This is a genomic window from Exiguobacterium sp. UBA6282 (assembly GCF_002440475.1).
Lineage (GTDB): Bacteria > Bacillota > Bacilli > Exiguobacteriales > Exiguobacteriaceae > Exiguobacterium_A.
In genome coordinates this window covers 1-13,549 of the sequence record NZ_DJUM01000016.1, presented here as the reverse complement: position 1 = coordinate 13,549, position 13,549 = coordinate 1, and the positions used below count along the sequence as shown (strand labels likewise).

Genomic DNA, 13,549 nt, shown 5'->3' with positions numbered 1-13,549 from the left:
CGATTGTTCAACAAGATTGGGATTTGAACACCGTCTTCCCCGAACGAGATGACCTGATCATCTTTTGAAAAATAGTTACTATAGGTTCCTTTTGTCGTCGCTTGGTCCAAGCCGATGAGTGCGGCTTCCGCTTCGGGATCAACCCCTGCAATCATGACTTGGCTCCCATACTCAAAAAGTGGCTGCTTTCCAAGGAGGAGGGGAGACACCCCTGATTTTTTTGCATCCCCTGTGGGTTCCCATCCTGCTGCTAAGTAGGTGACCCCACTCGATGATTCGTTTTGTAATCCGGTATCTTGCGTATCTTTGATCGTCAGTTTATAAATCCCTTCTTGATCGATCGTGTGCGTACCGACACTCGAAACTGTTTGATTGTAGCCGATCATCGCGATCGGGGCAGCGACCTCGACGTCAGTGACTTTTTTGATCGTCTCGTATTGTTTGCGGGTGATCCCACCATCGAGACCACTCATATAGTTGGGCTCAAGTAACTTCAAGTCTTCCGTTACGCTCCGGCTGCCTTCCGGGCGGACGACGATGTCGTAAGAAGATCCCCAACGCTTTTGTAGCTCATCGACGACAGTCCCGTTATTGGCTTGCGTCGTACCGATCAAATAACTCAGTCCGGTACTGACGATCAGGACACCGACGAGCAGCAGGATGAAGCGCTCTTTATTGCGCCACCAGGAATTCCAGATGAACTTAAGCATCGGCAAAAACCTCCTGCGTTTGAATGTACGGTCTCGTTATTAACGGATTTCGATGAGTCGATCTTGCGTTAAGCATCGACTGAAGTGAAGTATGACTGAATGCGTGTAACGAATTGGTCATACGTAAAACCTCCTTAATGACGATTTAAATTCCATATGTAAGTAAATAAATCCAATAACTACCTAATTATAACCATAGATAAAATGAAAAGAGAAAGTTAATAACTGAAAAATTAGTCAATTTACATATTTACCAAATAAATGGACTAGGATGAGCGACTGCTTTTCTGAAATGTAATGGATGAATTATTAAACGAACGTTGTCAATGTTTTACAGAACTATACGTTATTTTAAGGTAGGTGAATCGAACGATAAAGACAGTAGGAACCTCAGTTCATAGAGGCTTTTACTGTCTTTTACTATTTTCGAAAGGGGGAGGCATCTATGAAAAAGCGAGTATTGCAGAAAATGAAGGCAATTCTGTTGATGAGTCTTCATTTTGGATTCATCTATTTATTGATGAATCCAGTGAACCTCGGGAGTGTTGAAGAAAATCTGTTCATGACGATATTCGTTCTGATCGAGGTCTATGTCGTGACGGTCTTTTATACGAGTTTGATTTTTTTAGGGATCGGGACACCGCTATCATTAGGGATTGAATATATCGTGAGTCAGCAAAAGCATAAGCGTAGATGGTCGATCGTCCTGCACCTGCTGTTAGGAGGAGTTCTGACATTATTAATTCTTCTTCTATTTGGCATCTTGCCACCATTTTCAGCGTGTATGGATACGGAGATTCTATTGAAAGTAATCTTCTTATTGTTCTACCCAGTAGGGTCTCTTCTCGTATTTGAACGAATGATCAATCGTCGGAAGTCTGCTCGTCAAGAGAAATACCAACAAGCAGAAAACAATTGAACAGTCATCGACCGACAAACAATCCCTCACTCTAATCAGAATGAGGGATTGTTTCGTTTCATCTATTAGACCGTCAATTCAATCACATTACCTTCCGGGTCCGCGATCGTACTTTCATAATACCCGTCACCCGTCGTCCGAGGACCGTCAAGATGTTGTATACCTTCATCCTGTAACCGAGCTGTCCAGTCATCGACTGCTTGTTTACTGCCGAGCGAAAAGGCGAGGTGGGCATAACCGAGCGCATTCATCGTCCGTTCCGTGATATCCGTCCGTTGCATCAATTCAAGACGCGCACCACTCGAGAACGTCAGGAAATATGACGTGAACCCTTTCATCGGATTATGATATCGCTCGCCTGTCGTAGCATCAAAATGTGTTTCGTAGAATTGACGCATCCCTTCCAGGTCTGCCACCCAAAGGGCGATATGTTCAATCTTCATCTCCATTCCTCCTTTTTTCAAGACGCTTTTGCCAATCGCTGTCTGAATAACATCCGGTTCAATCCTTCCGTAGCGATCAGCATCAAGAAGATGAGACTGATCGTGAACCAATGGAACAACGATAAGGAGTAGGACGTCGCCAGCCATCCGAACAATGGCGGCATGAAGGTACTACCGGTATAGGCGAATGCCATTTGTACCCCCCATCAGCCGTTGCGCCGCGGCCTCCCCGAAGCGAACCGGCGTCTCATGGAGCATTGCCGGATAAATCGGTGCGAGACCAAGCCCGACAAGTACGAAACCAAGCGGCATCCAGGCAGCAGGTGCGAGGATGAAACAGGTGGCTCCGACGAATGCCGTCCATTGACCGACACGAATCAAACGACGATTCGACCAGCGCAGCGATAGAAAACCACTGATAAAGCGCCCCGCGGTGATACTTCCGTAGTAGACGGAAATCCACGTCGCTGCTGATGTTACGGAAAAGGACCGGACTTGGACAAGATAACTGCTGCCCCACAGCCCGACGACCGCTTCGGCTCCACAATAAAAGCAGAAGGCAGCGAGAGCGGCAATCAATCCGCGTGGTTTTCCGGACGACGTATTTACGGTCTGAACCTGTTCAGACACGTGTTTCGGAGCCCGCTTCCAGAGGGGTAAGCTGACGATTAAGACAATCATCAAGACGAGTTGCAATGCGCCGACGACGAGGTAACCAAAACGCCAGCCGGAATCGAGCAATACACCAGCCATGATGAGCGGACCAGCCGTCGCACCGATGCCCCAGAAGCAATGGAGCCAGTTCATATGATGCGCTTGATAATGCGTGGCGACGAAATGATTCAACGCCGCGTCGACGACTCCAGCGCCCAGTCCAAGCGGAATCGCAAGGACGAAGAGCCAAATCAAGGACGGAGCAACGTAAAAACCAATCAATGCCAGAGCCGTCAAACCGGCAGAAGCTGCCGTGATCGGACCTGTTGAATAACGTTCGATCAGTCGACCGCTAAACAGACTCGAGACGATCGTTCCGGCAGCGATCGTCATGAAGAGCCAACCTGCCATGTCGAGCGAGGCGTCGAGATCGAGCCGCATCACAGGCCACGCCGTACCGAGTAACGCATCTGGAAGACCAAGACTGATAAAAGCGAGATAAATCAAAGGTAATAGTAGACGGGTCATCGGGCGAGACCTCCTAACGGAATTTGTTCAATGAATGACTGGATGCTGAGTTGCATCAAACCATCTAAATAATCGGTTTCCCAGTCGCCTTTTCGCAACTGAGGTAATTTGCTGAGCGGAAATCGCTTGGCGCATCGATCCGTCAATCGAGCTAACCCGTCATCCGAGACATCTGACGCTGCGAACAAGATAACATCCGGATTTAAGGTGGCGCTAAACGAGAGGATGATTCGACTTAACGCCTCATACCAGTCGTCAGAGTGTGGTGTAGTCGTCGCGAGGACTTGTCCGACATTTCGCTTGTCGTCAAACGGGATGAACGAGATCTCTCCAGCGAAGTGATGCGCTCCGTGGACGACATGACCTGAAACGGCGACACCGGCTCCCGGTCCGTTCGTTCCGAGATACATATAGACGGTCGTCTCGTTATCAGAAGCTTGCGCACGGACCGCAGCGTTCATATCATTTTCGACGATGACGGGTCGCCCGAACCGTTCAGTCAGTTCTTGTTGTAAGGGGCGACCGTCTAGCGTCGGATAATCCGGGGCGAATAGGATTGTGCCGGTCGTATCAACGGCACCGGCGACACCAATCGAAAGCGTCTGAATACGTGGATGATCGTTAAGTAATGCTGTCAGCGTGCTCAATAAAACAGATACATGATCCGTCGAATCGAAGTTCAGGCGATCCGTTGCGATCACATGTCCACCGACGTCGTGGATGCGATACTGCAGATACGTTCGTTCGAGATAAAGAGCGAGTCCGTGAAAGTGATTCACGCGATAGCTATACCGTTTTGCCGGACGACCACCGCGAACCAATTCAAGTGGTGTCTCTTCAATTTCCCGAGCAGTGATCATCTGATCAATCTGTTTGCTCGCAGTCGGAAAACTGACGTCTAGGACGTTCCGAATCACCGGAATCGTATCGAGATGGTCGATCAAAAAAGCGTGACGCGTACGAGAGAGGACTTCAGTCAAAGGATAAACCTCCAATTTGGATTACTTATTAAAATATTTTAATAAGTTTTGATTTAAGTATAGCAGGTCGGGAAATATAGACAACAAAAAAGAGGAAAGAAATAAATCCACTGAAAATCATGTTTCATTCTTACTCTCTCTGGATAATAATAAAAGAAGTGAAAAAATTTTAGTCATATATCTTTAATTCATACTATTCCGATTTGTAATATCTTGGATAGCCTGTAACGGGAGGTAGATGGCGAGAGGAGTTTGTAATCATGACCACACAACTATCAACCGACCTAGGATCCCAAGATATTGTAGCCTCCCTGCGCGATAACGTCGCGATGATTCGATTCGATCGGCAACGTCGTGTCGTTGATGTCAATGGCTTGTTCGCGAAGACGATGAAATATAAACGAGAAGAGATGATTGGGATGCAACATCATCTATTCTGTACGACGGAGTTCGCAATGAGCGACAATTATCAAGCATTTTGGCAGAAGCTTTTCAGCGGCTTCAGTACGGCGGATAAAATTGAACGGATCGATGCGTATGGTCAATCGATTTGGCTAGAAGCGACCTATATGCCGATATACGATGGAACAGAAGTGACCGGTGTCTTGAAGATCGCCTCTGATATCACCGATCGTCAGCAGACGATTCAACAATTCGCGACTTCGTTTGATGCGATCGCCAGTGATCTGAACACGCGGTCGACGCATGGCGAGCGGGAGAGCAAAGCGTTACGGCAAACAATCGAGCAGATGGCTGAGACGACCCGTGATAACCATCAGACGATTGAACGCTTGCAGCGCCAGGCGCAAGATATCGCCCAAGTGACCGAGACGATTAAAACGATCGCGTCCCAGACGAATCTCTTGTCACTCAATGCCTCGATTGAAGCAGCACGAGCCGGTGAACACGGGAAAGGGTTCAATGTCGTCGCGACAGAGGTCCGCAATCTCTCGAAACTCGTCGAGCAAGCCGTCGTTGATGTCCGGCAAACGACACAGCGAATGAACGATGAACTACAGCGGATTGCCCGTGCGATGACGCAAGCAACGACCGATGCACAAGCAAGCGTCATCGTCGTTGCGGAAACGGTTGATCGTTTCCATGACGTGCAGAGTGCAGCATCGTCGTTAACGGAGACAGCGCGAGATTTTACAAAAGCAATTTAAGTGAGAGACGGCATTCCGATAAACGGAGTGCCGTTTTGTATAAAAAGTACCCCTACACTTTGGAATAATATGTTAATATACTACAAAACGAAAAGGGAGCGAATTTCTGATGAATATCCGTACTGCCCGCCCTGACGATTTTCAGGCGTTGATTCCGCTATTCCAACAAATTCATGAGCAGCATGTAGCTTTACGCCCCGATCACTACCGTCCGCACGAGATGCCGGTTTCGGAAGACTTATTTTTGTCGCAACTCGACCGATCAGATTTCGAAATCCTCGTCGCGGAATACAAAGGACTTGCCGGTGTGATCGTCTTAAAGGAAGATATCATCGAAGGGAGCGGCTTCGTCTTTGATAAACATTACTTACGGGTCATCAGTCTCGTCGTTGCGGATACGCATCAGAAGCAAGGCGTCGGCAAGCGATTGATGCAAGCCGCTTACGCGCATGCGGAAACAATTGGTTGCGACCGGATCGAACTCGGCGTCGATGACGCCAATCAAGAAGCGATCGCCTTTTACGAGGCACTCGGAATGTCTGTCCGCTCAAGACGGATGGAATGGAACGTGACGTCTAGCAGGGAAACGACGTCGTGACGTCAAACAACAGTTACTAGAAAGGGGAGAGGTCATGTTCAGGTTACAAGTGTCCGATCACGTATCGCTTCAATTGTTCGAACGGCACCATGCGGAAGAATTATTCGCCCTCGTCGATGCCAATCGCTCACATCTTCGCGAATGGCTCGGTTGGGTTGATGGTACAACAGATACCATTACATATCAGGAAGTAGTCATCCCAGCATGGCTGCAACAGTTCGCCGATGGCAACGGCTTTACGTGTGGCATCTATCTTCAGGAGGAGCTCGTCGGAACGATCGGTTTGCATGCAATCGATCGGCATCTCGGGCAAACGTCGATCGGCTATTACTTAGGAGAAAAAGGACTCGGGAAAGGTGTCATGACGGACGTCGTCCGGTTCGTCACGCATTATTGTTTCGAGACGCTCGGCTTGAACCGCGTCGTCATCGAGTGTGCGACTGGAAACGTCCGGAGCAGACGGATCCCGGAACGACTCGGGTTCACGGAAGAAGGCGTCTTACGGGACGCTGAGAAATTGTACGGGACTTATCACGACCTCCAGGTCTATGCGATGTTACGACGGGACTGGACGAAAACGCAGGAGGTAGCAGCATGCGCATCGAGCCAATGAAACAAGCGACCTATGAGGTGTATCTACCCGTGGCAATCGAGGAATATGCGGCAGATAAGTGTCGCGCCGGTACGTGGTCAGAGAACGAGGCGCATATTAAGTCGACAGATGAGTTTGCGACGTTGTTGCCTGAAGGTCTGAAAACGAAGGATCATTATTTGTTTACGTTTCGTGACGAGACAGACAGCGACATTGGAATGGTCTGGGTTCACGTAAAAGAAGAATCACGCGGACGTTCCGCTTTCATCTTCGATGTCAAGATTACGTCCGATAAACAAAACCAAGGGTACGGCAAAGAAGCACTCCGATTACTGGAAGTGATGTTAAAACGGATGAACGTCAAAAAGATTTCGTTACACGTCTTCGCGCATAACGAACGGGCGATTCATGTGTATGACTCGCTTGGGTATGAGAAAACGGATTATTATATGTCGAAACGACTAGACGTTTCCCAGTAAAAAGATGCCTCTTGCGCAAGCAGGAGGCATCTTTTTCGTTTAACGCCATGTCTGAAGTGTATTTGCAAACTGGATGGTCGTCTCAAGTTCTCCTGTGATTTCACTTGCTGTGAAGTCATTGCCGGCGAGCCAGTCAGAAAAGTCGAACGTGACCGGTTCCTGATCACCACCGAGCGCGAACCATACCTTTAACTCTTCCGGGAAGTAGGCAGACGTATGGATCGTTCCTGCCCACTGCGCATATAAATCAGCGAAGACGCCTTTATCAGTATCGTTCAAGAGTCGGAAAGCGGATTCCGCATCTTGAATCATATGTTGATGTGTCTTTAGCTCCATCATCCGACGTTTTGAGTCATCCAGGTGATAGCGGTTTTCGTGCTGTAGCAAATCGAAGTGATTGGTACACATGTTCGATTCCCGCACTTGGACGTCGCGTGCCGTCGCCTCGATGACAAACGAACGCGCGGATTTATCGTGGACGACGTACGTGAACGATCCGCGATGTGGAATCTCTTTGACGAGTGAGATCGCATCGTCGACCGACGTACACATCTCGAGGATGATCCGTCCGATCATGAAGCTGACGAATCCATCTCCCGGCCGCCGACGATTGATGAAGTTATAACCCATCGCAAGACCATGTTCGTTCATCCCGTCCATTCGACCGGTCACCCGAGATGCCGGGCCGATGATCGCTGAACCGCCATCGTTCGGTTGAAAGACGGAAAATCGTCCGTCGTACGTCATCGGATGATAATCATAATTGCGAACGAGAAAATTATCACCGGTCATGATCGAACAACCACTTTTAGGACCTTCAACACGGTAATGTCCGAAATGGAGTAAGGTGTCTGGCAATGATAGTTCGAGTTCGTCTTGCAGTCCGAGCAACTCGTCCCAGATGTGCGGAGCATACCGAAGGAACATCTCCTTCGTCTCGACCGGATCGACTTGAAAGCGAGGAACACGGATTTTCCAGTTGTCCTCTCGGTTATGGAGCAACTGATTTCGTTTGACGTAACGCCCTTGTTCGCGACCGAACTCATAATGACTGCCGCGGAATTGCGTGATTTCATTGGCTACTCGTTGCATGGGACTCATCCTTTCTTCAACTGCTGTATGCTGATTATATCGAACGCAAGGGAGAAAGTCGTATGGCAAGTCTTTACTAAAGCACATCTAAAGTATGGGAATATTGAAAAAATAGTCAACTTTTTCAATCCTGAACCGATAACAAAAACGGGAGGGGATGGAATGAAACATATGTCAGTCAGACGGAAGATACAAGCTTTGATCGCAACAGCCGTCGTTGCGATGCTACTCATTGCGGGAGCAGGACTCTATTTCTTGAACCAGATGTCAAACGCTTCCCGAGCGATGTATCAGGAGAACTTGATTCCGATCCAAGAAGTGGCACAGATTCGGATCGATACACGGGCTCTCGATTCCTTTTTAGTGGAGATGATCCTAACGAAGGATGAAGCACGAATCACGGAACTCCAAGCCGATATCGATACGCGACAGGCTCAGATTCGATCGTCGGTCACGAAGGTTGAAAAAACGGGACAATTTGATGCGCGAGAAAAGAAACAACTCGAGGAGTTGAAGGATAATGTCCTCGCCTACGACAACTCGATGACGCTCGTTCAAGATGCGGCGACACGAAATGAAGAGGAAGAAGCCTACACGGCGTATTCCGATGGTTTGGAACAAGTCCGGGATAACGTCGCGAACTCGGCAAAAGCATTAATGGCCTCAATGACGAAACAAGCGAAGATGTTAGATGCCCAGAATCAAGCGGAAAAACAAACCGCCTTTTACTTAATGCTCGGTATCTTTTTACTGGCGGTCCTCTTGTTTGCAGGACTTGCCTTATACATCACACGTCTCATCACGCGTCCGATTCGTCAACTGCAGGGTTGGATGAATCAGTCAGGTAAAGGTGACTTGACTGTCCGAGGTCACTATGATTCGAAAGACGAACTTGGTCAATTGACGACATCGTTTAATGAAATGATCGCCTCACAACAACAAGTCGTCCTTGAACTGACGGGAACGGCAGACCGCGTCGCCGTTGCGTCGGATGAGCTTAGCGTCAATGCGGAATCAACGACGAAAGCAACAGAGATGGTCGCTGTGACGATGGAAGAGATGGCAAGCGGTGCAAGTCAACAGCTGCATCAAGTGTCCGATGCTTCACGGACGATTGAAGAGTTGACGACGTCCGTCCGCTACGTCGCCGGCAATGCGCAACAGATGACGCAACGGACGACAGACGCGATGGAAAAAGTCGCACTCGGGGGGAAGGTCGTCGGATCACTCGGAACGCAGATGGGACGTATTCAAGAAGACGTGTCGCGTCTCAGCCAAGTCATTGATGGTCTTGGCAACCGATCACAGGAAATCGGTCAAATCACGGATTCGATCAAAGGTGTCGCGGCACAGACGAACCTCCTCGCTTTAAACGCAGCAATCGAGGCAGCACGCGCTGGTGAACAAGGACGCGGATTTGCCGTCGTCGCAGCGGAAGTCAAGACGCTTGCGGAACAATCGGCGGTCTCGGCAAAACAGATCGAGTCCTTGATTCGGGTCATCCAACAAGAGACAGAAGCATCGGTCGCCTCGATGGAGAAGGTCTCGACCGAGATGACGAGCGGGATTGCCGTCGTCGATCAGGCAGGGACATCCTTCTCGGAAATCGAGACAGCGATCACCGACGTGACAGGGCACGTCGAAGAAGTGTCCGGCGCCGTTCAGGAAATGGCGGCAGCGAGTGAACAAATCGCTTCTGTCATGCGGACGATTCAAGCGGTGACGGAAGGAACCGCTGCCGGGACACAAAACATCTCCGCTTCGACCGAGGAGCAGATGGCGTCGATGGAAGAAATTTCGTCTGCATCGCAATCGCTCGCGACGATGGCGGATGATTTAAAACAAGTCACAGGCAGATTCAGCGTGTAAGATATTGCACTACGACCATGAGGGGTAACCGTCATGGTCGTTTTTTTATTTGTGGTAATGACTGGAAAACGGGCAGGAGAGTAAGTTTGTTTCGTCGTATGTACATCACTAAGGATGACGAAAGGTAACAGATGGACGGATGTTATGAAAGTGATTGAAGAAACTGTTTGACAGCGCGGCGGGACCGCAAATGAACGATTTGTTTATCGGACGTCGCTTTAAGCGTTGAAAGGATACTCGGTCGCTTATCGATCGGAAACCGCCAAATCCATTTCAGAAAATCAAGCGACAGTTTCTCGGGACAGCCTGCCGCCATATCCGGTCGGCCGGTCTTACGATAGCGCAAGGTCCGTTTCAGCGCACGGTACAGACAAAGCGTCCGCGGCAGATCAAGGAAGATGACCGTATCAGCGGCATCGATTCGTAAGTCAAGCGTTCCACCGTAATTACCGTCGATGATCCATGTATCACGCGATATGAGTGTTTGTTGAATCTGGCGTTGTTCCTCACGCGAAACCGCCTCCCAGTTCGGACGCCACAATAAGCTGTCGAGGTGATCAACGGGATAACTTAGTTTTTTTCCCATCTCGCGGGCAAGCGTCGATTTACCGGACCCACCAGAACCAATCAGGATGATTTTTCGCATCATAGACCTCCTATTTTTTGTCATAGGAATTGATCATATCACGGTTTTCTAGTCGAGGATAGAACGAAAGGAGTGAATGAGATGGTACCAAATTTCATAATCGAAGGGATGACGATTGTTTTTCTATTTCTCTTACTGGGATGCAGAACAAGCGTATCTGAAACAAAGCTTTATGAATCGGTGTCGGGTTATCTTGAGCAGCTTTTGTGACATTCGTAAACAGCAGTTAAGTGATATATAACTAAGCGATACAACTGATGACATATTCAAGAGGAGCGGGGTCGTCACGAGCCAGTCGATGTAGAGGATTTCAGTCAGAAAGCCATCAATTTTCGATAATGATCCGGAGTCACCAACGGCTTGTTTCATGAAATAGCAACTGACGATACAAACTTCAGCCACCACTTCGAAACGCTCTAGATGTGCTTTCTATCACCGTTTTGAAAACATTTTGACACACTTGAGGAGGAATGACGGATGCCAATTAAACGAACGGATCATATCAGTCTGAACGTCGTGAACCTAGAAGAAGCGATTCACTTTTTTTCGCTTTGCGGGCTCGAAGTACGTGGACGATGGGAAATGGAAGGGAAGTTGCTCGATCGTTTGTTGAATCTAGACGGGGCAAAGACGGAATGTGTCGCTCTTGGGTTACCAGGTGAAGCAATCTGGCTCGAACTGGTTCGGTTCAAACGACCAGTTGAGACGTCCACTGTCGTTCAGCCCGTTTATGCCAGCGGATTGCGTCATCTCTGTTTTGAAGTGACAGGACTCAATGCACTCCTCGAACGATTAGCGGATCAAGGATATCAACCGATTGGGGACGTCGCGAATTACGAAAATGAGTATCGCCTATGTTACGTAAGAGGACCTGAAGGTGTGATCATAGAGCTAGCAGAAAAAATCGATTCCGTATAAACACGGGATCGATTTTTTATTTCTTGTTGTATAACCAAATGGTTATATTATATCCTGATGAAGAAAGGACGGGAAACTCATGACACGATTTGATCCAGAAATAGAAACGATGAGTCAGTATCTCAAAGGGTTAAGTGATCCGGTACGGCTGGATATCTTACGTCGATTACAGGTGCGCGAACACTGTGTCTGTGATTTGACCGCGGCATTCGATATTTCACAACCCGCGATCAGTCGACATTTAAAACGACTTCGAGAACAAGCGATCATCTCCGAACGCCGCGATCGGCAATGGATCTATTATCGCTTAAATCGGGAACATCCTTATTACGGTCAACTGGAATGGATGCTAAGACGGCTGGATACAGCAGATGTGCGCTCCAGTTCCTGTACCGTATTAGAAATCTAACAGAAATGAAGTGAATTAATTGACAGCATCACAATGGCTTGCGATCGGAATATTTCTGATCACCTTATTTTTAATCATCAAACAACCGAAAGGGCTCGGTATCGGGTACTCGGCGATCGGAATGGCGATTGTCGCACTTTTAACGGGCGTCGTCGAACTGGGAGACGTCGCGACCGTCTGGGGGATCATCTGGAACGCGACGTTCACCTTCATCGCCTTGATCGTCATCTCATTGATCTTAGATGAGATCGGCTTCTTTGAATGGGCCGCGTTACATATGGCCCGAATCGCCCGCGGTGGCGGTCTGAAACTCTTCATCTACATGACGTTACTCGGTGCCCTTGTCTCGGCCTTGTTCGCGAATGATGGGGCTGCCTTGATTCTGACACCGATCGTCCTCGCGATGGTCCGTCACTTGAAGTTACCGGATGCGGTCGTCCTGGCATATGTCTTCGCCTCCGGCTTTATCGCCGACACGGCAAGTCTTCCGTTCGTCATCTCGAACCTCGTCAACATCGTTTCGGCGGACTTCTTTCACATCGGCTTTACGGCGTATGCGGCGCGGATGGTCTTCGTCAACGTCTTTTCAGTCGCGGGAAGTCTGCTCGTCTTGTATCTCTATTTCAAGAAGCAGATCCCGAAAGTCTATGCCGTCGAGGATTTGGCGCAACCGACGTCTGCGATTCGCGATATGCGGATGTTCCGTGCTTCATGGATCGTCCTTGGCTTGTTGCTCGTCGGATACTTTACGAGTGATGCGATTGGCATTCCGGTCAGTCTCGTTGCTGGCATCATCGCTGTCTTTTTCTTATTACTGGCGCAAAAATCACCGAGTGTTCCGACGAAGAAGGTCCTTGCCGGTGCCCCGTGGGCGATCGTCTTCTTCTCGCTCGGTATGTATATCGTCGTCTACGGTCTGCGCAATGCGGGACTGACCCAAGTCCTTGCGGAGTTGATCGAGTGGATGGCGACGAACCTCGCATCGGCGACGTTTGGAATGGGCTTCCTTGCCGCTCTGTTGTCTTCTGTCATGAACAATATGCCGACCGTCATGATCAATGCGTTGTCGATCGAGCATACGGCAACGACGGGAGCGATTCGTGACGCCTTAATCTACGCGAATGTCATCGGTAGCGATCTCGGTCCAAAGATCACGCCGATCGGAAGTCTTGCAACCTTACTGTGGCTCCATGTCTTGCGCTCGAAAGGGGTCCGGATCGGTTGGGGACAATATTTCAAAATTGGTACCGTCTTGACGATTCCGACGCTCGCCATCGCGTTGCTCGGGCTCTACATCAGTTTATTACTCTATTAAGAGGAGGACATGAATATGGCGAAACTACTTATCATCGGCTCGGTCGCTGCCGGCACATCAGTTGGGGCGAAGGCACGCCGTAATAGCGAAGACTTAGAGATCACGATCTACGACCGGGACGAGGACATTTCCTATTCCGGTTGTGGGATTCCCTATTTCGTCGGCGGTGAAGTCGCTGAGCTCGATGAATTGACGCCACGCGACGCAGCGTTCTTCAAGAAACGTTACAAC

At 49.0% G+C, this 13,549-nt stretch carries 13 protein-coding genes and 2 pseudogenes; 10 read left to right on the top strand and 5 right to left on the bottom strand.

Features of this window, described 5'->3' with window-relative positions; translation table 11 throughout:
• The first annotated feature begins 1,155 nt into the window (after positions 1-1,155).
• Positions 1,156-1,629, top strand: coding sequence for a hypothetical protein (locus B2751_RS04575; protein WP_290773166.1), 474 nt, complete (start codon positions 1,156-1,158; stop codon positions 1,627-1,629).
• A gap of 65 nt (positions 1,630-1,694) precedes the next feature.
• On the opposite strand, the gene B2751_RS04570 is transcribed toward B2751_RS04575, so the two are convergent.
• From B2751_RS04570 to B2751_RS04560, 3 genes and pseudogenes are all read right to left on the bottom strand, one after another.
• On the bottom strand, positions 1,695-2,072 hold the full coding sequence (locus B2751_RS04570) for a VOC family protein (RefSeq protein WP_290773163.1): 378 nt from the start codon (positions 2,070-2,072) through the stop codon (positions 1,695-1,697).
• A gap of 17 nt (positions 2,073-2,089) precedes the next feature.
• A pseudogene (locus B2751_RS04565) lies at positions 2,090-3,254 on the bottom strand (MFS transporter).
• A complete protein-coding gene (locus tag B2751_RS04560) occupies positions 3,251-4,234 on the bottom strand; it encodes an ROK family protein (protein ID WP_290773160.1) in 984 nt (327 codons plus the stop codon). The pseudogene B2751_RS04565 and the gene B2751_RS04560 overlap by 4 nt, the downstream one beginning before the upstream one ends.
• A gap of 260 nt (positions 4,235-4,494) precedes the next feature.
• On the opposite strand from B2751_RS04560, the gene B2751_RS04555 reads away from it, so the two are divergent.
• From B2751_RS04555 to B2751_RS04540, 4 genes are all read left to right on the top strand, one after another.
• On the top strand, positions 4,495-5,400 hold the full coding sequence (locus B2751_RS04555) for a methyl-accepting chemotaxis protein (protein WP_035408084.1): 906 nt from the start codon (positions 4,495-4,497) through the stop codon (positions 5,398-5,400).
• A 109-nt stretch (positions 5,401-5,509) separates the two neighbouring features.
• Complete coding sequence (locus tag B2751_RS04550; protein WP_214853615.1) at positions 5,510-5,998, top strand: GNAT family N-acetyltransferase; 489 nt, start codon at positions 5,510-5,512, stop codon at positions 5,996-5,998.
• Between the two features lie 34 nt (positions 5,999-6,032).
• A complete protein-coding gene (locus B2751_RS04545) occupies positions 6,033-6,611 on the top strand; it encodes a GNAT family N-acetyltransferase (protein WP_290773157.1) in 579 nt (192 codons plus the stop codon).
• On the top strand, positions 6,593-7,069 hold the full coding sequence (locus B2751_RS04540) for a GNAT family N-acetyltransferase (RefSeq protein ID WP_290773154.1): 477 nt from the start codon (positions 6,593-6,595) through the stop codon (positions 7,067-7,069). The genes B2751_RS04545 and B2751_RS04540 overlap by 19 nt, the downstream gene beginning before the upstream one ends.
• 39 nt (positions 7,070-7,108) lie before the next feature.
• Here B2751_RS04540 and B2751_RS04535 read toward each other — a convergent pair whose 3' ends face one another.
• Positions 7,109-8,161, bottom strand: a complete 1,053-nt coding sequence (locus B2751_RS04535) for a C45 family autoproteolytic acyltransferase/hydolase (RefSeq protein WP_290773151.1) — start codon at positions 8,159-8,161, stop codon at positions 7,109-7,111.
• 162 nt (positions 8,162-8,323) lie between these two features.
• Here B2751_RS04535 and B2751_RS04530 point away from each other — a divergent pair, with 162 nt between their 5' ends.
• The gene (locus B2751_RS04530) at positions 8,324-10,030 is read left to right on the top strand and encodes a methyl-accepting chemotaxis protein (protein WP_290773148.1); all 1,707 of its coding nucleotides are present in this window, start codon (positions 8,324-8,326) and stop codon (positions 10,028-10,030) included.
• Between the two features lie 142 nt (positions 10,031-10,172).
• Here B2751_RS04530 and B2751_RS04525 read toward each other — a convergent pair whose 3' ends face one another.
• Positions 10,173-10,676: a DNA topology modulation protein gene (locus B2751_RS04525; RefSeq protein WP_035408072.1), complete on the bottom strand. Its 504-nt coding sequence runs from the start codon at positions 10,674-10,676 to the stop codon at positions 10,173-10,175.
• 477 nt (positions 10,677-11,153) lie between these two features.
• On the opposite strand from B2751_RS04525, the gene B2751_RS04520 reads away from it, so the two are divergent.
• From B2751_RS04520 to B2751_RS04505, 4 genes and pseudogenes are all read left to right on the top strand, one after another.
• A complete protein-coding gene (locus B2751_RS04520; protein WP_290773143.1) occupies positions 11,154-11,594 on the top strand; it encodes a VOC family protein in 441 nt (146 codons plus the stop codon).
• Positions 11,595-11,673: 79 nt separating this feature from the next.
• The gene (locus tag B2751_RS04515; protein WP_052019022.1) at positions 11,674-12,003 is read left to right on the top strand and encodes an ArsR/SmtB family transcription factor; all 330 of its coding nucleotides are present in this window, start codon (positions 11,674-11,676) and stop codon (positions 12,001-12,003) included.
• A gap of 19 nt (positions 12,004-12,022) precedes the next feature.
• Positions 12,023-13,318, top strand: a complete 1,296-nt coding sequence (locus B2751_RS04510; RefSeq protein WP_290773140.1) for an arsenic transporter — start codon at positions 12,023-12,025, stop codon at positions 13,316-13,318.
• A gap of 15 nt (positions 13,319-13,333) precedes the next feature.
• A pseudogene (locus B2751_RS04505) lies at positions 13,334-13,549 on the top strand (dehydrogenase); the annotation flags it as partial.